The sequence below is a fragment of the Chitinophaga skermanii genome (genome assembly GCF_003259335.1).
GTDB classification, from domain to species: domain Bacteria; phylum Bacteroidota; class Bacteroidia; order Chitinophagales; family Chitinophagaceae; genus Chitinophaga; species Chitinophaga skermanii.
Genome location: NZ_QLLL01000003.1, coordinates 73589 through 97075, shown reverse-complemented (window position 1 = coordinate 97075; position 23487 = coordinate 73589). Strand labels below are relative to the sequence as shown.

Annotated in this window: 12 protein-coding genes; 1 reads left to right on the top strand and 11 read right to left on the bottom strand. The window is 42.4% G+C overall.

Annotated features, from left to right (window positions below):
- Window positions 1-179: 179 nt before the first annotated feature.
- Both LX64_RS26260 and LX64_RS08090 read right to left on the bottom strand, forming a co-directional pair.
- A complete protein-coding gene (locus tag LX64_RS26260) occupies window positions 180-3527 on the bottom strand; it encodes an Ig-like domain-containing protein (RefSeq protein WP_111597141.1) in 3348 nt (1115 codons plus the stop codon).
- A gap of 279 nt (window positions 3528-3806) precedes the next feature.
- Window positions 3807-4583 (bottom strand): ThuA domain-containing protein, encoded by a 777-nt coding sequence (locus tag LX64_RS08090; protein ID WP_111597140.1) that lies wholly within the window; start codon window positions 4581-4583, stop codon window positions 3807-3809.
- A gap of 146 nt (window positions 4584-4729) precedes the next feature.
- On the opposite strand from LX64_RS08090, the gene LX64_RS08085 reads away from it, so the two are divergent.
- Entirely contained in the window at window positions 4730-5530 is an 801-nt protein-coding gene (locus LX64_RS08085; protein WP_111597139.1) for an acetolactate decarboxylase, read from the top strand.
- Between the two features lie 2 nt (window positions 5531-5532).
- On the opposite strand, the gene LX64_RS08080 is transcribed toward LX64_RS08085, so the two are convergent.
- The 9 genes from LX64_RS08080 to LX64_RS08040 form a co-directional block, all read right to left on the bottom strand.
- Window positions 5533-8304: a TonB-dependent receptor gene (locus LX64_RS08080; protein ID WP_111597138.1), complete on the bottom strand. Its 2772-nt coding sequence runs from the start codon at window positions 8302-8304 to the stop codon at window positions 5533-5535.
- 37 nt (window positions 8305-8341) lie between these two features.
- Window positions 8342-9079, bottom strand: a complete 738-nt coding sequence (locus tag LX64_RS08075) for a hypothetical protein (protein ID WP_111597137.1) — start codon at window positions 9077-9079, stop codon at window positions 8342-8344.
- 157 nt (window positions 9080-9236) lie between these two features.
- Entirely contained in the window at window positions 9237-10337 is a 1101-nt protein-coding gene (locus LX64_RS08070; RefSeq protein WP_111597598.1) for a Gfo/Idh/MocA family protein, read from the bottom strand.
- 244 nt (window positions 10338-10581) lie between these two features.
- Window positions 10582-11166 carry a PhnA domain-containing protein gene (locus LX64_RS08065; RefSeq protein ID WP_111597136.1) on the bottom strand — a complete coding sequence of 195 codons (585 nt, stop codon included), beginning with the start codon at window positions 11164-11166 and terminating at the stop codon, window positions 10582-10584.
- 42 nt (window positions 11167-11208) lie between these two features.
- Window positions 11209-12609: an ATP-binding protein gene (locus LX64_RS08060; protein ID WP_111597135.1), complete on the bottom strand. Its 1401-nt coding sequence runs from the start codon at window positions 12607-12609 to the stop codon at window positions 11209-11211.
- A gap of 3 nt (window positions 12610-12612) precedes the next feature.
- Complete coding sequence (locus tag LX64_RS08055; protein WP_111597134.1) at window positions 12613-14295, bottom strand: eCIS core domain-containing protein; 1683 nt, start codon at window positions 14293-14295, stop codon at window positions 12613-12615.
- A 48-nt stretch (window positions 14296-14343) separates the two neighbouring features.
- Entirely contained in the window at window positions 14344-18504 is a 4161-nt protein-coding gene (locus LX64_RS08050) for an eCIS core domain-containing protein (RefSeq protein WP_111597133.1), read from the bottom strand.
- Between the two features lie 6 nt (window positions 18505-18510).
- The gene (locus LX64_RS08045; protein WP_111597132.1) at window positions 18511-20250 is read right to left on the bottom strand and encodes a contractile injection system tape measure protein; all 1740 of its coding nucleotides are present in this window, start codon (window positions 20248-20250) and stop codon (window positions 18511-18513) included.
- The gene (locus LX64_RS08040; protein WP_148707242.1) at window positions 20250-23465 is read right to left on the bottom strand and encodes a hypothetical protein; all 3216 of its coding nucleotides are present in this window, start codon (window positions 23463-23465) and stop codon (window positions 20250-20252) included. The genes LX64_RS08045 and LX64_RS08040 overlap by 1 nt, the downstream gene beginning before the upstream one ends.
- Window positions 23466-23487: the final 22 nt, after the last annotated feature.

Sequence of the window (23487 nt, the reverse complement as noted above, 5' to 3'; positions counted from 1 at the left end):
ACATTGTTAGAACGGGCTTTTTTGTGCTTATTACTTTAATATTGAACAGTTATACATCCGCAGTAAAAACGAAGTGCGCACTTAGCTGCCTAGATAGAAAGTTATCGATTGCGTTACTACATAAAAAACCCCGCCTCTAGGCATAGAGACGGGGTTATCAACGATGTGTTGAAACTGGATTATTGAACGCGCACCAGTTTACTGGTAGTTACTTTACCGGTTGCTTTACTTGTAATTTTAATGATCCATGTACCACTAGGGATACTGCATACATTGAGTTTTACTTGTTGCGCACCTTTTCCTGCAGGTGTGAACACTTGCCTATGTACAGGAGAACCGCCTGTTAGGCTAATGATTTCAACAAGGAATTGATCGTTGCTAGCAATAGCTGTTAGCTGCACTTGAACTTCTGAACCACTAACAGGATTTGGATAAGCGATGACGTTTGCTGCTGGTTGCGAAACGGGCGCTTCCACTTCCATTTTACGTGCACCACTTGTACAATCGAACAAGTATTCCCATGGTTTACCGCTGCCTGTGTTTAAGTCTGGCTGGTTGTTTTGTGTCCACCATTTTGCACGGTATACTTTGTTATTGTAAACAACTTGATCGTTTAATACATAGGCAGTTGTACTTACCCATAGAGGAATACCAGAACAATTGCCCGTTCCTCCGGCAGTTACAGTTACGGCAGCTGCTGTACTGGTAGTAGATGCATTGCCATTATCGGTTGCTTTTGCCGTGATGGAATATGCGCCGGTGGCAACGTTTGTCCATGTATAAGTATAAGGTGCCACGCTATCAGTAGCAAGCAAGGTGGTTCCATTATAGAATTCCACTTTGCTAACAGTACCATCCGAATCGGCGGCTGTTGCACTGATGGTAATACTTGCTGGGGCGGTGAAAGTAGCATTATTGGTAGGTGCTGTTAAGCTAACTGTTGGCGGAATATTAGATGGGTTACCACCACAATCCTGCACGTATTCCCAAGGTTTACCGGCACCTGTATTTAAGTCCGGTTGATTACCTTGTGTCCACCATTTTGCTTTATAAATTTTGCCACCATATACTACTTGGTCATTGGTAACATACGCTGTTGTAGCTACCCAAGCAGGTATACCGTTACATCCGCTGGCAGTGTTTACTATTACAGTTACACCTGTAGATGTTGTACTGCCATTGTCGTTATCGGTTGCTTTTGCGGTAAGTGTATATGTACCATTTGCCACGTTAGCCCATGTATAACTATAAGGCGCTGTAGTATCGGTATTTAACAACGTTGTACCATTGTAGAATTGTACTTGCTTAATTGTACCATCCGAATCGGCGGCTGTTGCATTGATGGTAATACTAGCGGGTGCCGTGTAGGATGTATTATTAGCTGGAGAAGTAATGCTTACTGTAGGTAAGGCATTATTGGGGTTGGTAACCGTGATATTTACAGCGGTTGATGTTTTAGAACCGTTTAAATCATCGGTGGCCACAGCGGTTAAGCTGTATGTACCTGCTGCTACACTCGACCAAGTGTACGAATACGGAGCAGTGGTATCTGTAGCCAATAAAGTAGTGCCACTATAGAACCTTACACTTTTCACCACACCATCGGAGTCACTAGCAGCGGCATTGATGGTGATATTGGCTGGTAACGTAAAGCTGGCATTGTTAGCTGGCGAGGTAATACTTACTACGGGCAACTTATTCACCACGGTATTTACCACTACGGTAACATTTGCTGAAGTACCCAAGGCGCCTGCATTATCGGATGCTACAGCTTTCAGTACATAAGTTCCTGCAGCTACATTCGACCATGTATAGCTATACGGCGCTGTAGTATCGGTACCCAATAATGCAGTACCATTATAAAACCTAACACTCTTCACAACCCCATCCGTGTCGCTCGCGGCTGCATTTATGGTAATATTTGCAGGGGCATTGAAAGTGGTGTTATTAGTTGGTGAAGTAATGCTTGCTACTGGCGGTTTATTACCGGGTATTGTGCTGGCAAATACTTCGTTGATTTTATTCACGAGCGGTGAAGTTGTGTTTGGGCAATATATTAATTTGCCTTTTGCTTGGGTAGCGCTCGTCATATTTAACATATCTCCAAATACTTGCCAAATGATGGTGCCGGCTAAGTTGTTGTCCTTGATGTATTGTGCTTTGGCAGCAATAGATTGTTCGTTATCGTAACTTAAGAAAAAGTTGCCTTTCGTTTTGTAAGGCACTTTAGCTACATCGTCCCAATGTTCAGTCCAACCACTTCCTGCCCCTGTTTGTTGCAAAATATAAGCATAAGAAGGCGTACCATCATATACATCTTTCGCCCAGTTTGTATAATCGGCGGCTGTTTGAATGGGGCCATCGGGCTGCACGGTTTCTGCACGTTTTACCGTTGGGGCATTTAGTGCGGCTGTACCGTTGGTAATTACACCTCTACCATAAAAAGGAGCACCCAAGTTCACTTTACTCATATTCACACCTAAAGCGGCCAAAGCTTGGCGGGTAGCATCGAGCGAGAAGTTGGAATACTCGGCATTGGGGTAATCGTACAATGGTGCGTTATGACCTGCTTTGTTCGACCAACCACCATTGTAATCGTAGGTCATCATGTTGAAATAGTTCATACTATTACTCAACCTTGGCCAATCGAAACCTTGCAATTTACCACCGCTTGCTGAAAAGCAGGAAGTGATCAATTTGTTAGGCCCAATAGTGGTACGAATTGCCTCTATTAAGGATGCAAAATTGGCGTAATCGGCTGTGCTGTAGCTGGCGATATTCATACCTGGATCGTTCGGGTATTCCCAATCGAGATCAATACCATCGAAGCCCATATTAATTAACTCGGTACAACCGGCTAAGAAACGGGCGCGTTTAACAGGGTCTGCTGCCATTTCGGGGTAGTGTTTACACATACTCCAACCACCAATAGAAGCCAATACTTTTACGCCCTTTTGGTGTGCTAAATCAATTAAACCAGGTGCACCACCTTGCTTAGGAACAGATAAAGGGAAGGCTCCCGATTTACCTGTATTTACATTCGACCAACCACCGGCAGCATTCCTGTAACCCAGTGAATACGCGTAGCTACCATCGGAGATGTAATACAATACTTCTAATTCGCCATATAAAAGGTACATGTCCCAACTGCTGTAAATGTCTGAATTTATCAAGGCAGCAGGCTGTTGAACCGCGCCGGCTTGGTAAATGCTTTTGTTTCTAAAATCGCCGCTGTGAAGAGAACCGTCGACCGCCACCCCGAAGAAGGAAAAGTTAAGGATGGTGTACTGTGAGTAGTCGACATTTAAATGGTTATACCCGCCTGCCGGTACAATACCGGAAATGTTTTTCCAGGCATCCCATTGGGTAATATAACCAATTACTTGTTTGTTGTGTTGCGCCGTGGTGGCCGCAACCGGTGGATTAACTTGCGCAAAAGTTCGAAGCTGCATACCTACGCATAGTATACAACTCATCAAAATCATCCTGGCCACAACTCCCCATTTGAATGTGAAATTGGTGATCATAAACGTTGGATTTTGGGTGAAAGGAATAGTTGGTTTTTATTTGGTTCTGAAATAGATAATGGTTGTAATCTGGGTCACAAATCTCTCTAGGTATATTTACTGGGGCGGAAAAAAGTAAATGATACGTATAAGATAGTCGTTTTATAGGCAAAGAAGTACCATCCCACCGGCGAAGTATTTATCGCCGGTGCGAGGTATATGCAGCTTGCACGCGTTAGTGATTGATAGCGATGAAGTTGGGGCTAGAAATTTTTTTATACTATTTTTTGGCGACAGGCGTTATTTTTTCTGCCCGCTAGCCCAATGAATGGCATTATAGAGTAATTGGGTATAGGCAGCATTATCGAAATGCTTCGGAGAGTGCCCCATGAATATGTATACGTTTCTAGCCGCTTTGGATGGGTTCGACCAGATAACCGGGTGATCGCCCATTGTTTTAGTGCTAGGTGGTGTGTATGACTTTTCATCTACATGAGCTAATACTTCTACATTTGGGCGGGGAGAACGATCGTAGGTATACCATTCTTCATTTTCCATCACGAAAGTAGCTGGGAGGTTCTTCATTACGGGGTGATTCGATTTCTCTACTACTACTTTACCTGCCGCAAAACCAGGGATATAATCTTTGAACTTGATACTGCCCATAAATTCGTGGAACCATGGCCACATGGCATAACCATCAAACTCACCTAGCAAAGTGGCGTGGTGTAAACCAATCCATCCTCCTTTTCCTTTGTCGATATAATCAACAAAAGCGCTTACGGCAGCTGGTTTCCAGGTATAAGGCGGGTAATCGAGCTGAATAAATAAATTGTATTTGGCAAGGGAAGAATCGTTGATAGCATCTGTATTCGTAAAATAATCGAGTTGCCAATGTTCTTTCTGCGCGATACTATCTAACCACAATTTTGCCCGTTTTGAAAAAGCTAAGTGATGACCACCATTTTCATATAGTACTAAAGCCTTTACGACAGGCGTTTTTGACTTTTGAGCAAAAGAGAATTGAGTGCAACCAAGCAAAACTAAACAAATAAAAACAACCGTCTTTTTTAACATAACACTGATTTTAACGGTTGAAAGTAGTTAATGCAAACGATTGTTAATAGTAAGCGTACAAAATACTACTTAAAAATTCCTGTAAATAGGAATGAAGAAGATCGTATTTTCAAAGAAGTTAATGTTAACACCTAAACCCCTTCTACATGAAGCCAATATATTTGAGCTTATTGCTTGCATTACTTTTTATAACAGCGAAGAGCCATGCGCAAACTTCGGCCGTTACTATTGAAAACAAACTTTACCAAGCTGGTATAGCCCCTGCATTTATTAGTGGTTTATATACCGGTATTATATCTTATAAAGCACTCAAACAACATGGTGATTTTGGATTAGGTGCACCCGATAAGATGGCGGGAGAAATGGTGATGTTAGATGGGAAAGTATATCATACTGCATCCAGTGGTAAAACGTACTTGGCTGATGACCGTACGACTACGCCTATGGCATTCGTTACGAACTTTAAGCCGACCAAGACAATTCCTATTCCCTCATCCCTCACAGTTGAACAATTGTATGCCATGCTCGATAGCCATATGGTGAATCACAATGGGCTGTATGCTTACCGGGTAAGGGGTTACTTTGATAGTATTGTAACGCGTGCATTTGCGGCGCCTACTGAGCCGTATGATCGTTTGGCAGCATTATTACATACACAAGTTTTCTTTACGGAACATGCCATTCATGGCGATTTGATTGGATTTAGGATACCAATTTTTTTAGAAGGTGTGAGCATTACGGGCTATCATTTCCACTTCTTATCGCAAGATAAAGCACATGGAGGCCATTTAGTAAGCATGTTATTAAGAGGAGGTACTGTCGAAATACAAACACTGCAAGCATTCGAAATGATGATCCCCTCCGAGCCTAACACGTATCAAAAATTTGATTATAGCGTAGACTTAAGAGGGGACCTGAAAAATATAGAGCAGCCTAAGCAGCCATAATACTATTTAAAGCTACCATCGCCACGGCGTTGGCCGGTCATGAAACTGCTTTTACCCCACGTTTGTGGCTGCCAAGAGAACTGTAACAAGAAGTAGCGGCTATTACCGTTTGTACGGGTATTAGTATAACCATTGTCGAAGTTAACCATACCTGTTGCTATGTTCTGTTGGAAAGCATCCATCACAACAAAGCTGATAATACCATCTTTCTTCTTGAAAATACGTTTCTCGATATTAGCATTCATCACGAACGGTGAAGTATTCGTTAACAAGTTTGTACCGCGCATAATATTTTGCTTTGCATTCATCTCCATCGAGAAGTTAGCAGGCAAGAATATTTTAGCAGCCAGGTAAGCAGAGAAATCGCGGTTATATGGCTGGAGGCCATTTACCGAGTTGTTTTTACTACTAGTATTATTATAAGCAAACGCCGGGGAAAGATCTAACCATTTTAATGGTGACAATTCCATTGTTAATCCATGGCGCCTTGTTTTCGAGAGATTGATCAACTGGGTACCATTATTAAACGATACATACCGGTTATTCATGAAACTAGCATCGTACTTAATGGTAACATTTAGCTTTTTCAAGTTCTTCGACAAGTTCAACATGGCGTTAGTAGTTCTATTGCCATCAATATTCAAGTAGTAAGTTTCATTGGTCATTGTTTTCGTAACATCATCCAATTTCAAGATGCGATTTGACACGATAGCGTCTTGTACGGTGTTATAACCTACATTAAAAGCGAAAGCAGTTTTAATAGGTGTTAGGAAAACGTTATACCTAATCATGTAACGATTCGTGATACTATTTTTAATATCGGGGTTACCATAGGTGATATCAAAAGGTGTATGGTATATAGCATTGGGGTTAATTTGAGCTATAGCCGGCATAGCTACAACTTGACCAACATTAATAGATACTGAGCCATAGTTCATGTTATCGTATCGAATACCCAATTCCGGCAAAATATTATGATTAGTGCGCGAAACTTCCTGGTGACTTAATTTAAAGTTACCCGATTGAGCATTGAAACTGTATGTCACTTTAGGTTCAAAAAAGAGGCCTTTAACAGGGTTGTATTCAAGTGCTATCGTAGCTGGCAACCTGGCGATTGACGAGGTATTATCATAACTTAAATCGTTCAAATCTTTGGTCGGCGCTCCTTCTTTCAACTGTTCACGCAGCACCTGTTCTCTTTGAGATTCAAAACGCGATTCTATTGATGTACGTATTTTAAGAGAGTTGCTCATGGAATATATAAATGCCATCGTGAGCCCTGCATTAAAACTACGATTTAAACTATTTTGCTTCATCACCAAACTACTATCTGGCGTATCACTATGTAAAGCAAAAGTTTCATTGCGTTCTTCACCCGTGGTTTTATTGTTCATGAAACTTACTGAAGTACCAATATTAAAACTAGCTTTATTAGACATGGCAATATTCGACATCCCGTTTAATGTGATCGAAGGCGCTTTAGAAGTATTGGCGTTTTTCGTTTTTTGTACGTTTTCGAAAATACCGGTTTGCTCTGTTGTTGATTCGCTAGCATTTTCTGACTCTCTATAAGCCGCTCCTATTCGGAATGTCATAAAACCTTTATTTAGCCTACTACTCAAATGAGTTGCCAACTCATGGTTAGAGCTTACAGTTGTATTCCTGCTCGATATTTTCTTTAATAAATTTCCAGCATCATAAAACTGTTCTGTAATACTTTCTACGCCGCCTGATGAATTGTTATATCTTCCACTATAACTATGGTTCAATGTGGTGGTTGTATTCAATGCGTGCCCTAATGACAATCCTGCTCCGTAAAGAGTTGACATACCATTAGAACCGATCCCGGCGCCACCAAAGCCAATAGCATCGGGCATTATTGATTTGGAAATGGTACCCACAGGTTCGCCTTGGCGAATACCAACGGGCGCTTGTTTTCCGTAAAGTGATATCCCAGTTTGTTTAGGCCCATCAATCGTTTTACGTGAACCAGAAATCCCAAAACGATCTGTAGTACCCGCTTCACCGGCAAAGGCATACATTTTACCGGCCGATTTATCGGCTTTTGTTACAATGTTGAGGGTTTTAGAAGACTCTTCAGTTTTAGTTTGACGGGGGCCGGTACCATCTTTGTTATCTTCGATAATTTGGATACGTTCGATGATATCAGCCGGTAATTCTTTCATCGCATCCTTTACGCTACCATTGAAATATTGTTTACCGTTGAACATGGCGCGTACTACTTGTTCGCCGTTATAAAAGAGCGTACCATCTTTATCGATTGTAACACCTTCTACCTTTTTCAAGAGATCTTCTAAACGTGCAAAATCACGTACGATGTAGTCTTTCGCCCAGAACTCGGTGGTATCGCCACGTTGTGAAGGGCCGGTAGGCGTTGTAACGGTGATACCTTGTAACTGTAATGCATTGCTGCGTAGTTTGAGGGGTTGTAGAACGAGGTCTTTCTTGGTATCATTGAAGAAATACTTTTGATTGATTTCGGCATAACTCATGACCCGTACTTGAATGGTAAACTCTGCGCTCCGGATATTCTTAAATACAAACGTACCATATTCGTTCGTTACACCGGCAACCGTATCTTTTGTGGATAATAAACGAATGGCAGCCATAGGCATTGCTTTACCGGCACTATCTCTAACAATACCATATACATTTCGGTAAGGTAGCGGTTTAGTGGGTTCGTTAGTACGGTAACTCATGGCGGTACTAGGCATTATAACCATTTGGGCATATAACGCTGCTACTTGCAGCATAAAGCAGGCAAGTAGAAATATTTTTTTTAACACTTGGCTAGTATTTTAACGTGTAATCGATATTGGTGATAGATTCTGTAAATTGATCTTTAACAAGATCTGGGTTGGCATTCATACTCCGTAATGCATTGGCCATGGTAGCTGCATAAGACGAGTTTGCATCCCCCGCAATAGTGATCCTAATTTTCACCTTGCCATTTTCTTTGGAAATGTACTTGAGTGGAATACCGATTTCACAAAAACCTACCCCCTTTACGCCTTCGGCACTAAAACCATAACGAAAGGCAGCCATATCTGACTTAGATGCACCAGGAGGCAACACCAAATTCAAATCACCCCCGGCAATAATGCCATAGTCGTTATAAATAGCTACCGTGTCGAGGGAACGAGCTTGCAAGTTCTTAATTAGCATGAATTCCCAAAGTGTAGACGTATAAGTGGGCGTAAAAGGATACGTGATTTGCAAAGATGACTTCGAGATATCTTTACCATCAACTTCTATTACGATGCGTCCCGACATGGCTACTTTAGTAGGTTGAAACCGTCGTTTTAAGCTGACGTAGAGGAATTCATGGTCGTTTGTGACATCATATTCCAAGTAGTTCTTCGCATCTTTTAATGCCAAGGTATCGGGCGCCCAATCTGAGAGGTTGCCATCGATTACGATATTTCTTGTTTCCTTGGATTGCGCAAAGCAGGTGGTTGATATACTGCATAGCAGTATCAATAGGGCATAAAGCCACTTCATGGTTGATTTGGTTCCTAATCTAAACATTACGAGTTAGGTTTATTGAATGGTAAGGACCGCCAAAATAGAAAGAATTTTAAAAAATCCAAGTATGTATTACAGCATCAGCATATAAAAATGATGAAGTTTAACATTTCCTTTTTGAACGTTCCGCCTTACTTATCATGTTTAGTAAGCAGCCTATTTATGTAAGGGAGATCTTTTTGCCGGTTTTCACAGCTTCGTAAATGGCATCAATAATTTTAAGATCGCGTAATCCTTCTTCGCCATCTACCGGGATGATCGGCTTTTTCCCATCCAAGATAATGGCAGCCATTTCATCCATTTGTACGGTTTGGTGTGTTTGGTGAGGTTGTGTTAGCTCTCCTTTGTTAGTATAGCCTTTAATAGGGCCATATCCTGTAGCGGGTTGCAAATTGGCATAGCCTTTTTCACCTACTAAGTAGAATCGGTCGAGGTAGTTGACACTGTAAGTAGAAAGAATGGAAGCTACAGCACCGCTTGGGAATCCTAACTGGAATTGAATAGTTTCGTCGACACCGGCTTTGAATTTCACCGGGTCGTTTTTTGTTTCTTGTGCTGTTACCCAAATAGGCTCTTCGCCTACCATATAGCGAGCTCCGTTAATGGAATAAATCCCAATATCCATTAAAGCGCCGCCGCCTGCGAGTGCTTTGTTTAAGCGCCATTGTGTTGGGTCGCCAATAACAAATCCCGACAAGCCTTCAAAGAATTTAATTTTGCCAAGTTCTCCATCTTGACGCATGCGCACTACTTCCAATGTTTTGGGTTCGAAGTGCATGCGGTAGCCAACGAGTAATTGTACACCGGCCTTCTTGCAAGCCGCCACCATTTCAGCACCTTCCTTGGCATTGAGCGCCATTGGTTTCTCGCAGATCACGTGTTTACCGGCAGCTGCAGCAGCTATTACTTGGCTGTGGTGTAAGGCATTGGGGGTAGTGATGTATACTACATCTATGTCGGGGTTGTTTTTAATATTTTTAAAGGACTCGTAGTTATAACAGTTCTTCTCCGCAATACCGTATTTCGCCTGCCAAGCCGTTAGTTTCGACGGTGTGCCGCTAATAGCACCTACCAGTTTGGCGCGCTTACATTGTTGCATAGCATCTGCCACCCGGGTAGCATAACCACCGAGGCCCATGATGGCAACTCGTAGTACAGGCCCGTCTTGTATGGGCACTTTTCCCCACGATGTGAAAGGTAACAATTGTAATGAAATGGCCGTAGCGGCTACTTGGTGGATGAAGTTGCGGCGTGATTGCATTTGCTCAGAGATTTTGGGTTTTCGGAGAATTCCAGTGATTACAAGAAAAATAACATAAAAAAGGGGGAAATAAAAGCGAATGCTTGGTTTTTTTGCTAATTGGGGTGATAATACCACGAATCGTTGACAGGCAAACAAACGCAAAAAGGTGCGACGCAAGGGAAGTTAAATAGTAGCAATAACGATGACTACATCCCTAAAAACAAAAAAGCTGCATGAGAACCATCCCATGCAGCTAGCTATCTTAAGCGTTGTGCTTTCGTACATATTTCGTTAAAATCACGATCATTTGTCCTTCGATCTTACCTTCAATTTGCTCGGTATTATCGGGCACTAAGCGGATGTTTTTCACAACAGTGCCCATCTTTGCGTTGAGCGTTGTACCTTTTACATCGAGTGATTTCGTGAGCACTACCGTGTCGCCATTTTCTAAGCGGGCTCCGTGAGCGTCTTTATGTAAATCTACCGTGGTTTCGTTTTCATGATCACCGGAAGCTTTTGCCCAAGCGAGGTTGTCATCGTCGAGGTATAACATATCCAGTTGTTCGCTCGCCCAACTTGCATTCCTTAGGCGGTTCAACATACGCCAAGAAACAACTTGTACAGCAGGCACTTCGCTCCACATGGAAGTTGTAAGGCATTGCCAATGGTTCTCGTCGAGCTCATCTCGTTTTTCGAGTTGCGCTAGGCATTTCTCGCAAACGTAAATGGCGTCGTCTTTGATCGTTGCAGGCGTGAAAGGCAATTCATACACTTTGAGAGTCCCTGTTGCGCTACATAATTCGCATTGGTTATTGCTGCGTTCCTTCAATTGTGCTTCTAAAATCATTTGTGCTTGCTTTAGTTAGGGCCGCAAAGCTACAATTTTTAATTATGTTTTGAAGATCTTGCCCTCTTTATTGAATTCACGGATCAGCCCTTCTTCAATCGTAGCGGCACTTATAACGCCCAAAGCACCATCATTCCCCATACTTTTCAGGAAACAATAATGCGCTACGTTGATGATAGATGCACCCGAAACTTCGTATTGCGCGGCGATCCTTTCCAGTACATCTTGTTGCGGGAAGCGATCCGGGGTGAGAATCTTGCTCCACAGCTGGTAACGCTCTGCCTGGTTAGGCATTGGGAATTGAATGATGGATTGAAAACGGCGCGAGAAGGCAGGATCTATGTTGTTTTTGAAGTTCGTGGCCAGGATCACTAAACCGTTGTAGTTCTCGATTCGTTGCAGCAAATATGCAATTTCCTGGTTGGCGTATTTGTCGTGCGCATCTCTTACGCCTGTACGTTTTCCGAACAATGCATCGGCTTCATCGAAAAACAAGATCCAGTTTTTGTGTTCTGCTTTATCAAATAGGTTGGATAAATTCTTTTCTGTTTCCCCGATGAACTTGGATACAACGAGTGATAGGTCGATTCTAAACACAGGGATGCCACCTTCCCCATTTTCAATTTCGAATTCATTACCAGGCACTTCCCCATATTTACCTAGCAAGCAAGCTGACAGGGTTTTCCCTGTACCTGGCGGACCGTAAAACAGTGCACGGTAGCCGGGTTTTAAGCGGTGATCTACTTGGCCTAATTGATCTTTCAAACGTAACCATTTCTTCAACTCTTCGAGCTGTTCCATGGTTTGTGCATTCAGTACAAGATCTTCCCAAGTAAGCGGTGTTGTAATACTTTCCGCGGGGAAATCGTTGCCGAATTTTGGCTTGCTTAGTTTACCGGTTAAGAACTGGCTGACGTAATCTTCGCTGATGGTAATTTTACCACTGAATGGCGGTTCGTTACCGGGCACGGATTCTAACCACAACACACGAAGTTTTGCAAACAAGCTGCCGGTTTCAAACAACTCCATGCTATCTAAGCGATGCATAAGATCGGTACCTGCAAGTAAGAACAACGCAGTTTCTCCTGTAGGTAAGAGGCCACGACCTTGTGTGCTTTTTACAAAACCCGTTGCGGGGAAATCGCCTTTATTATGTTCATCTACATGCGCTTGCATGAGTGCATCAAAAAATTCGGGGTTGATGTACGGAGCTAAAGCTAGTAATAGTACTAGTATAGCATCCCTTGATAGGTTATGCTTTTCAATAAAAACATTGATCGGCGCTTCTGCCCACAAAGGATCGGGTGGCAAACCGGGTTCATATATTGTGCCGTTGTAAGTAGTAGCAAAGTACATTTCAAGGCGTTTGCTCATCTCAGCCTTCAGCCATTCCATGTAACGATCTATTTCTACTACATTTAGGTTTAATGCAAAGTTCGTCATCTGTTATTCTTTTTTTGCGGGCTCGTCTTTTTTCGGGGCAGCTTCCGGTTTTGCTGTCTCTTCAGGGTCTTTTACTTCATCGGTTTTCTTTTCCGATTCCTTCAGTAATGCGTCTTTATATGCTGTCAAATCCACTACAAAAGCTGCTAATAGCTTTTTGAAACGTTCTTCGGAAATAGGCTTAGGAATATCAATACCCGGTAATTTATTAGCTGTAATATACGCCATTGCATCAATGCCATGGTTACCCTCGTGAAAGCCTAAGCTTTTATCTTTATCGGCTTTAATCGCACCGCGACCATATTTAGAAGGATCTTTCGAAGAAACGCCTGGTTTGTAGATCGTTTGTATTTCTAAACCAATTACAATATCCACTTTTGTCACCCTGCCTTTTCCATCCTTTGTTATTTGGTAGGTGTATGGTAACTTCACATCGCATACAGCATCTTTTCCTTTCAGATCCTCCCCTTCATATGCTTGTCGATCTGGATGAATTGTTACATTTCGTCCATCAACGTTTTTGAACCTTGCCACTTTCGATTCATCAATTACCGCTCCTTCGGGAATAGGCGTAGACGTTTCCCGTTGTACATTCGGTGCATTGCTAGATTTTGCGGCATCACTTTTTGCATTCATTGCTGGAGCGGCACCTTGTTGTACAACATGCGTTAGCTCATGGGCCAACAAGTGTTTCCCTTGTGTAGAGGACGTATCGTATTTGCCATTATCGAAGTAGATGTTATTACCGTTAGTGAACGCTTGCGCACCAATGCCTTGGCTCATTTCCTTGGAGGCAGCATTGTCGTGAATGCGTACGTTGGAGAAGTCGGCACCAATGGCCTGGCTCATTTCCTGTTGCACTTGTGGTGGTAATGGCGCGCCACCATTTTTGTTGGCTTCCAGTCGTTGCCCGAGTTGTTCGTGCGAGTCAGCTTTATTGGGGGCTTCTCGTTTTTGCACAGCAGGCATTTTGCCATCTTTATCTTCCTCTTTAATTACTTCATCAGCAGCGGGCTTACGTTCTTGTTCTTCTTTCTTTTGAAGGTTTGGTTTCTCTTCTTCTTTCTTCGGTGCGTCCTTTTTCTGCACGTTCGCACCTGGCTTTTCTTCTTCCTTCTTGGGATCGTCCTTCTTTTGAAGGTTTGGCTTTTCTTCTTCTTTCTTCGTTGCGTCTTTCTTCTGCACATTAGCGCCTGCCTTTTCTTCTTCTTGCTTAGGATCGTCCTTCTTTTGGAGGTTTGGCTTCTCTTCTTCTTTTTTAGGCGCATCTTTCTTCTGCACGTTTGCACCTGGCTTTTCTTCTTCCTTCTTAGGATCACCTTTCTTTTGTACGTTTGGCTTTTCTTCTTCTTTCTTCGGTGCGTCTTTTTTCTGCACATTTGCCGTGGCTTTCTCCTCTTCTTTTTTAGGCGCGTCTTTTTTATTAATATCTGTACTTACAGGAGTAATCTCTTTTTTCTGCACAGCATTCCCTTTTCCTCCACTTGGCTGGTTCACTACTTTATTCGCTACGGCATCTGCTTCTTTTTCGTATTTATCACCTGCCTGTCCTATGTTTAATTTAGGTTGAAAGAAAGCGTTTTTTCTATCTGGATCTTTTTGTCGCGGGCTAAAGAAAGGGCCTTCTTGTTTGTCGGCAGCTTCGGGGTTGCGATGTCTACGGTATCTATGACTATTGGATTTCATGTCAAACTATTTTAGAAGAAGAAAATGTATGATTGATTTGCCCTGTACTTACTTTTTACCTGGTGTAGGATTCGGTTTAACAGGACCTGTTGGGGCTGGTGTAGTTGGACCTTTACCGGGTACTTGTTTACCGGCATTGGGTCCATTTACATAGCTTTCAGAACCATCTGCTTTTCGCCTGATAACTACCGCAACAGGAGCAACAATTGTAGTAGAAGTAGCAGCTGTAGCAGAAGTAGCAGGCGTTGATTCTTTCCAGGTTAGATCAGGACCAGTACTTTCGTTCAAATTACCAACTGATACAGTTCCTTGGAAGAATTCTACTTCATATATAACATCGACCACCCTTTTCAAAGCACCGCTGGCATGTACAGCTTGATCATCTACACTTTTATTAAAATCATCATAATCTGATTTCTTCAGCCCAGGGTTTTTCGCTTTAAAATCAGCTTTCAACTTGGCACACAATACAGCGTCTGTCAAAACACCATATTTAACTTTCGCATTAAAACTCATCGTATCAGCAGCAACTGAAGCGAAAGTCTTCGCAATCTTATTTTCCACAATTTTCATCGCCGACAGGTTATACCTCTCGCTGACAGCAATTAAGTTATGCGCTCCTTTGTGCGCTACTCCTAAGAAGCGCTCTGCCAGCACGTGGCCTCTTTGCAACACAAATTTAGGATCCATACCGGGTACATTTACATCAGAAACATCTACTTTACCAATGATATTCGATGGTTTAATATATAGGCCTACTGATGAAATCTCTTCTACAAAATCACTCTTATCCAGTACCAATTTCATTGTATGATTGGTGAATGTTTTATATGTTACATTCTGTCCTACCGTTGTTACGCCACCTACAATTTTGAAAACATCTTCTGCTGCTTTCGACAATTCATATGCGCCGGGGGTAAACCTAGTAAGTAGAAAATAGCGGGTGCTACCTTTCTGACTTCTGTCTTTATGAGAAAGTACTTTTGCTTTTAACGAAGGCCCTCCCGCTGCATTTGGATCGAGACCATGACATTCTAATAACATCTCTTCCGGGTCACCTTTAAACGCAAATGTAGCTCCATCTTTTAAATCTTTCGGGTAAGCTGGTGCAGCTGGAGTTGCAGCACCAGTTACTGTTCCTGTAGGATTTCTTTGCACATATTGATACTGCCAATGCTTATCCTTATCCATTACCTTGATGTCTTTCATTACATCACTGTATTGTTTTTCAACACTATCAGCTATTTTGTTAGCTTCTTCACGGGGAATGGATTTATTCTTATCTTTTTCCGATCCATCTTTTTGCACTAAAGCATGTTTCGCTTCGTTGAGTTTCTTTTCTTTAGCTGGATCTTTTTTATCATCTTTTTTATCATCGCCATCTTTTAAGTTGGCTTTGATTTTTACGGACTGCTTGGTTTTCTTACCACCGTTCATTGTACCCGTTACTTTCCATTCGCCGTCTTTTGGTACGATGACGATGTTAGGGATATTATGCTGTTTTTTAACTTTTTCTACTTCAACGGTTACTTCATCTTTGGTCATTGGTTTATGACCTTCGAGGGCTTTTAATTTGGTCATGCCCTCTTTGAAGTTTTTGAGTTCATCTGGCTTAGCTGCGTCTTTGGCTTTATCGTCTTTCTTCTTACCGCCGCCACCTTTGGCTCCACCTTTATCGCCTCCTTTTTGCGGTGCAGGAGCTGGAGCTGGGGCTGCTTTAGGAGCTGCACCTGCTGCGCCGCCATCTACGAATTTCCCTTTCTTATCACCTTTATCACCGCCACCGCCTTTGCCGGGCACTTGCTTATCGACAAGGTCGGTCATAAATTTAGAACCGTCGAACTTGGTTTCGGTGAATGATACTTCTGGTATTTTACCGGAGCCCAACACGTATTCCATATCTGCGCCAATACCGAACTCTCCTGGTAATGGATATTCCAACGCGCCCAAAGGCCACGTCCATTTTTCATCCGGCAACGGCGACCACCACGGCGAATCCAGTTCCGCAAACAAATCACCACTCAAACCCAAGAACGGCTGTGCACCAATCTCCATATGCCCTTTGAAAAAGAACTCTCCCGGATCGCGGTAACCGATCGTTGGCCGCGCATCTACATACCCCTTCACGCCTGCATCCGCATTCACTCCCACACCCAATTTCAAATCATGGTCCAAAATCTGTACACCTACACCTCCTTCCGCGCGCAAGCGTAAACCTGCATAAGCAGAGATGTTCAGTGAACCCGATAGGGATATATTCTTCGCCACGTCGGGGTTATTCGACCAAGTGCCGTTTACTTCAATATTGTAAATCTTAGCCGGGCCCATTTTCGCCAAGGCACTGAGTGATACGTTGGCAAACACAAACACGTTCCCAATTACAGGCAAACCGTAAGCGGCGCGTGCTTCTAGTTTGAACAGTTCTTTATTGTAATCCTTCTGTTCAAAGAGAATGATTTCTTTTGGTGGCGCAATTTTACCAACAACTGTTACGCAACCTTTACCATCAATGATTACGTTTACTTGGCCAGCAAACCATTCTGTTAGATTGAAAGTAAGAGAACCCATACCGGCAACACCCCGTTCACCCGGACCGGTAGGTGCTGGAATTTCTGCAGGCATAGCGGCTTCTTGTGCGTTTTCTCCGCCGCCTGTTTGTTGTACAGCGAAATTATCCGCCGTCGCTTTGTCGGTCATCATCACCATCACCTTACCCGACAACTTATCACCATCATACCCTACTTCACCTTTAATATCTAGAACGCCTTTTTCAAACTTCGCTTCAATATCACCCGTGAAATTCTTCAAGTTCACAGTGAGCTTACCCGTTCCGCTGAAGGCGCCGTCTTTTAACGTAATATTCAAATTGGTTTGGGCTAAACCTTTCACATCCAAATCGGCCGTAACATCACCTGTAGGTTTCATATTCTCCCAGCCTAAATTCATCGTGGCTTTCGCGAACTCTCCTACTTTCACTTTAATCCCGTTCACAGTAAATGTGAAATTGCCTCCTTCGAATGTATTGGTTACTCCACCGGATAAACTTTCGATATCTAAGCCCGATAACCAGCCTAATGTTTTGGCATTGCTTTTAATCCATTTCGCCAGCGCTTGTAAATCACTGTTTTTACCAATGGTTGCAAAGCCACTTACTTGTCCTGCCGCAATCCGTACGGCTAAATTCGGGTTCGCTTGTTCGAGTAATTGGATTTGCATTGGCAAATAACCATCTTTCAAGCTTTCAAATACACCGTCTTTTTCGCGCACTTTGATTGTTCCTGCACCGGCTACTTTACCTCCTGTAACATTTACATCTAAACCCCTCTTCGCTTCGCGGATAGCTGTTTTTAGGGCTTCAGATGGATTAAACTGCCCTGATGAAATATCTACAACTTCTCCCGGAGCCGCAGCTGCAGGAGCAGGATCACGTTGGATCATAGGCGACAAGCTCGCTGTTGGCATTTCTTTTCGTTGCACAGCAGCTCCTTGTTGCACAGTGTGTGTTAATTCGTGGGCGAGTAAATGTCGACCAGTAGAACTAGCCGCATCAAACTTTCCTTCATTGAAATAAATATCATTTCCATGGGTGAAAGCTTGTGCTTGAATATCGTTACTGAGTTGATTGGCTTCCTTATCGGTATGCACACGTACATTACTAAAATCTGCTCCCATAGCCGACTCCATCGCATTCTTTGTATCCTTTGGCAATGGCGCACCGCCACCTTTCGTTTTCTGTAAACGTTGGGAAAGATCGGGTTGCGACTTAGGTGAAGGGCCTTCTGTTGTAGGCTTACGACGGATGTGATCGTCTGGCGGATCGCCCATACTATCGAAAATGGGTTTGCGTTGCAAGACAGGTTCGTCTTGCATTTTCTCATCTTCAAGTGCAGGCTTTTCTTGTACGAGGTTTTGTTTAGGAGCAGCATTAATCGTAGGCGCTTTGATAGCCGGTGCATTGGGTTTGGCTTGTACCGTTTGCGGTTGCGACATTTTCTGTACAACCTTATCGGCCACTTTGTCTGCTTGCTTTTCGTAGTGATCGTTGGGTTCACCGATCTTCACTTTCCGTTGTACGAAGAAAGTCGAAGGCGTAGCTTGCCTGTCGAAGAAACCATTTTGTTTCTCCGGCTGGAACACTTGATCGCCACTTGCTTTCTTTTGCTGTTGCGATTGTTGTGAATGGTGTTTAGTATCGTTCGTCTTCGACATAATTGCTTAATAACTCCAGGTTGTTTTAACCAATGATTCCATCCACGAATACCCCACTAAGCTAAAACTCCAGGGTAAACGGTTTAATAACATGTCATATACCTGTGCAGTAACCGTCAGCTCCCAATCACCCTTTCTATACACAAGCTTTCCTTCCCGCATTAAGAAGTTAGCACGTAATCCATCGCGTGACATGGAGCCAACTCCTTTCCAATGCCCGATAGCAGCATCGAGTAATTCGTCGGCCAATTGTAACTCTTCGTTTGTAAACTCAATTTCACGCTGCATGGGTTGAGCAGGTGTAAAGCCGCACAATATTTTAGGTAATAACAAATCTTGTTCGTGGCAACCAGTTTGCCCACTTGCCAGGTAACCGAGCAATTGTGCCGCTTTACTTTGCAAAGTTTCATTCACAAAGCCTTTTTCATCCTTCCATCCTAAATGATCGAACAAGTGTGGAATAAAAGGATGCAACAAAATCAACCCAGCATTATTGATAAAATAAGTATCTTCTTCTTTCGGAAGTTGCCAACTATCCGACTGCTTTTCTTGTATGGCCTTCATAGCTTCATAAGTTTCATCTATAGATGATTGGGCAGCAGACTTGTTGTTATCATTGAAAGTAGTTGTTGCTTGAGATATTTGTTTATCGTCCTTATGATCAGATATAACTGCTTCCTGTTTGGGATCTTTATTGTTAGAATGGCTGCTTGGGATGTCTTGAGATTGACCGGTTTCTTTAGTATCAGCTTTCTGTTGAGATACGGCTTGTTGTACTTTTATTTGATCAATCTCCTTTTGAATAGCGTCTACATCGTTTTGATATAATACAATTTGCGATGCAACACTCCCTTGTATCATGTTAGTCGTACTAGCCGAAGCAACTGTAACATTCAGCCCCTCTCTGCTCATTATCCATAACAATCGACTCCAATTCGATGCTTGCAACGACATACTATAACGCACCATCGACATAATTGTAGCACTTGTAAGTTCTATACGTTTTTCAGCTACAATAGCGAGCATGCTGATGTACACATTTCGTAAAAGCACTTTCGCATTTGTTACGGCCAAAATGTTTTGCAAAGACGTTTGGGCAAAATATTGTTGCGCCGTTTCACGCACCGAGTTGCTAGTAATTATTGTAATCAATTCTTCAAGCAGTACAAATAAACTAGCATTTAAAGTAGGTATAACCACCAGCAAACATCTCTTCACAAATGGAATACCCCATTGTTGCACGAGACGTATGGCGGCTTGGGGTTTTGATCGAATGGTTTGCAAAAAACGTTCAACTGAAAACACATCACTACTGAGCGTAGCCAATACTGCTTGTTCCCATTCAATTTGAGTAATAGCGGCAGTTGTAGCAGGCATTACCCCAAGCTCTAAGTAATACAAGAAACTTTCAAAACGGCTGACCTCGCGTGGTGTACGTGTAATATTAGCGCTACCATGGTCGGCCTCTTCTTGCAAACTAGGCATCATTTTTTGCATAGCAGCCAAGATCATACTAGGCAAATTGTTTCGTAATTCTGCCAATGTGCAATTGGGTAAGGTTATTTCTAATTTTTGGATTGTAAGCAACACATCTTCGGGCATCCATTCATCGAAGAGTTGGGCTAATTGCGGCATGAGCGAGGCATTACATTGCTCGCTTATGCTTGTTTGCAATGAGAAAGCTTCTTCGCGTTGCGGGATTTGCACGAAAAACTCCAATTTCGCTATAACGTGTTGCTGTGCCATTAACCAATTAAGCTATTATACGTTTCAAATGCTCCGAGAGATACCATTGGATCAGTAATTTCTGTAGTCCAAATCTTCTTCCAAGTAGTGCTAGCTTTATGGGCTTTGAAGATGGAATCGGCGCGTGTAACACGGTTCTGACCGGCTACGGTAGCTTTTTCCGGCGATGCTATAACCATCCCTTCGATAAAATGAGCTGTTCCCACAGCTAATAATTGAAGTAAGTTTGATTTCTGCGCGGTTTTGGATTCAGCAATCAATGGCTCCAAAGTATCCATGAAGCCTTCAAAACTACTTGGCAATTCTTTTGTACCACTTGCTGTTTTAAAGAAGATATCCAAATCAGCCTGCTTTTCCTTTAATACAGGGGCATTGGCCGCTTGCACTAAAGCCATAGCCGGTTTATAAAAATCATGTGCTTGGATGTTTACTTCTTCTTTCACACTATCATCTTTCACCACACGACCTTTACCAATATAAATCGCTACGCTATCTTCTCTCTTTTCGCATTTATTTAAATGGGCGAAGGAATAGGTTAATTTATATTCTCCTACAGCAGGTGTATACATGCGTAAAACAGCCAAGCTACGGTCGGTTGTCCAACTAATATCGTACATGCCGCTATTAGGCTCGATTACTTTTTTATCATCAACACTGCTTAGGATGAATTCACCGCCGAAAGGCAATGCTTCTAAAGTAAAATGAATTTCTTCTAATGGCTGCCCCGTTAATTCCTTCTCATCCGCCTCCCCGTGCAACAGCACTTCGCTACCCGGACATAATACAAAATGATCTTTATATACACTTACAATACCATCCCTCGAAGCCTTTAACTCACACTCAAACCAGGCCCCCATATAATATTGCAACTCAAATACAGCTTGCTCATTTACATCAGTTGTGGTTAAAGTAGCTACACTTTGACCATATGTATCGAAGATTTCCCAATAGAAACTATCTGCTCGTAAAGAATTATTGTTAAGGGCCACCTTATATACTTCTTGCCCATGTTCATATCCTGCAAATTCATACTGCGCAACCGGCGGCAATGGTGTTACTTCAATCTTGATTGGAGGCAATTCATCGCAGCATTGGTAAGGCAAACAGAAATCGGCAATTACATCGTATCCTAATAATTCTTTTATAGAATAAGTTCCGGCCTTTCCAGATTCGCTTGCACCCATTTTATTTACAATACCTTCCAGTCTTTCTTTTGAAAGGTCTTGCACATTACTCTGCATGCCCACAAGCACAAGTGTTCCGCCTCTCTCTACACCACCTTGGTGCTCAAATCCCGGGTGCGTTTCAGCGAATTTGTGGAAGAATATACGTTCTACTAGTTTTTGTTTTCTTTCTTGGTATTCTTTCGCAATGGGGTATAACGTGCAAATAATGCCTACACAACATTGCCTGCTTTCTTCGTCGCATGTGTCCTGTTCACTGCACCTTTCTTCTGCCCAACTATTTATATCATCTATTTCGGTTGAACCGAAGAAATAGAGCAGGTTTTCGAACATCGCAGGATGTTGCTGGTGATCATATTGACCAAAAATCCGCTCTTCCAACATTCCTCCACACACGCCATTACAACGCATATCTTCCGCCACGTTATCCAAGTGCATCGCCAAGTCTGAAAAGCTTGCACCCATTTGATACACCAACTCGTTGATGAGATGCTCATCTCCAACATACACCGTTTTAATATCGAATGGTAAATGAAAACGCTTACGGTATTTATCCAAGTCCATCACCACTTCATCCAATGGTTTACCGATATGGCCTTTCACGCGGAAGAAATCGTATTTATTGATATTAGCAACAAGGAATTTCTGGTCATCTTCATTCTTCACACCTGGAATCGTAGCACTTCTATTTGTTTTTGTGCGGGTGAAATTCCATTGCTCACGTACTTCGTCTATATTTTTGTAATAGAATGGAATTGAACGCTCGCTTAATTCTTCATTAATACCGGCATCCGGGGTCATATGTAGGTTCTCTCCAATGATACTTTCAGCATTAAATACAACATGATCAACATTCGCGATATAAGCCATTTTATCCAATAAAAAAGACATTTGTTCAGCGCTATTACCTGTTAAATCGGCCAATGGAGGACGATATAACTTCATGCGGTAGTTGATACTACTATTGTTAGCGGTTGTTCGAATGCTACCCAACAATAAATACCCAGGGAAGCGATTTTTATTAGGCATCAGCGAGAAGATATCAACCACGCTGTGGTTATTCAACTCTTCAAACGCAGATACGAGGTCGCGTAGGTAATCGTAAAAATAAGGGTACAACACAATGCTCTGTGGTTTACCATCAAAGGCGGCATATGTTGCTTTTAACTTATTGCCCATACCGGTGAATGGGTTATTTTGGGGTTTCCCTAATATTGGCGCCAAGGCATTATATGCCGTTATATAGGCGTTTTCTATAAGCGGGATGGCATTATTAAAGATGGTAACAAAATTATTAATGATGTTACTTCCTTGTGTAAATTCCCAGAATGCAAATCCATCTTCACCGGTCTCTTCTTTCGTTAATCCAAATCGACCCACCATTGGAAGATCTTGGATATTAACGGGCTTACTCGTTTCCATCAATTGCGCTAATTCAGCTTCCGTGATGGCGTCTTTGTAATCATTAGCCGGGTCATCTTCTTTTTCCTTCACTAATACCAACTCCACCTCGTTTGTTTTAATACTTTCACGACGATCGTTACCGTACATGCAACTATCTTTTGTCGATTCGCTTTCTGTTATGAGTAACAGGATAAAATATTTACCTGTATCGGTAGCTCCTGTATCGTCAACACCTTTTATATAACGCTTCAGTGCTTGTTGCGATGCATCGGCATTATTAGCGTCTTTGATTTCTTCCAAAATACGCCCGCGTACCTTGCGGTTGTTAACGCTTATTGTATGATAATTGTTACCAACGCTCGTTTTTACACTATAGTAATACTTCTTTTCTTCGATTGAAAATAAGTATCCATCACTTGTAACACCAGCACCAGGCGATAAAACAAGTGCTTGCTCGGCTTCATCCCAACTCACTTCCAATCCATAAAAGATACCGCTGCCCAATAAATAGGTACGTGTGTCGCGCGACTCATTCTTGGCAAAGGTGACAATGCCATTTAAGTGATCACTTTTTAATTGTTGCCCTTTAACGAAGGAAGGGTATGGAGTGGGCGTATTTATTATCATTGCAAGTAATTTTAAAGAGTTA

Excerpts from the sequence above, each read along its gene's own strand:
- LX64_RS26260 (WP_111597141.1), bottom strand. The coding sequence starts at position 3,527 with ATGATCACCAATTTCACATTCAAATGGGGAGTTGTGGCCAGGATGATT.
- LX64_RS08065 (WP_111597136.1), bottom strand. The coding sequence starts at position 11,166 with ATGATTTTAGAAGCACAATTGAAGGAACGCAGCAATAACCAATGCGAA.
- LX64_RS08045 (WP_111597132.1), bottom strand. The coding sequence starts at position 20,250 with ATGGCACAGCAACACGTTATAGCGAAATTGGAGTTTTTCGTGCAAATC.
- LX64_RS08080 (WP_111597138.1), bottom strand. The coding sequence starts at position 8,304 with ATGCTGCAAGTAGCAGCGTTATATGCCCAAATGGTTATAATGCCTAGT.
- LX64_RS08090 (WP_111597140.1), bottom strand. The coding sequence starts at position 4,583 with ATGTTAAAAAAGACGGTTGTTTTTATTTGTTTAGTTTTGCTTGGTTGC.
- LX64_RS08070 (WP_111597598.1), bottom strand. The coding sequence starts at position 10,337 with ATGCAATCACGCCGCAACTTCATCCACCAAGTAGCCGCTACGGCCATT.
- LX64_RS08040 (WP_148707242.1), bottom strand. The coding sequence starts at position 23,465 with ATGATAATAAATACGCCCACTCCATACCCTTCCTTCGTTAAAGGGCAA.
- LX64_RS08085 (WP_111597139.1), top strand. The coding sequence starts at position 4,730 with ATGAAGCCAATATATTTGAGCTTATTGCTTGCATTACTTTTTATAACA.
- LX64_RS08050 (WP_111597133.1), bottom strand. The coding sequence starts at position 18,504 with ATGTCGAAGACGAACGATACTAAACACCATTCACAACAATCGCAACAG.
- LX64_RS08075 (WP_111597137.1), bottom strand. The coding sequence starts at position 9,079 with ATGTTTAGATTAGGAACCAAATCAACCATGAAGTGGCTTTATGCCCTA.
- LX64_RS08060 (WP_111597135.1), bottom strand. The coding sequence starts at position 12,609 with ATGACGAACTTTGCATTAAACCTAAATGTAGTAGAAATAGATCGTTAC.
- LX64_RS08055 (WP_111597134.1), bottom strand. The coding sequence starts at position 14,295 with ATGAAATCCAATAGTCATAGATACCGTAGACATCGCAACCCCGAAGCT.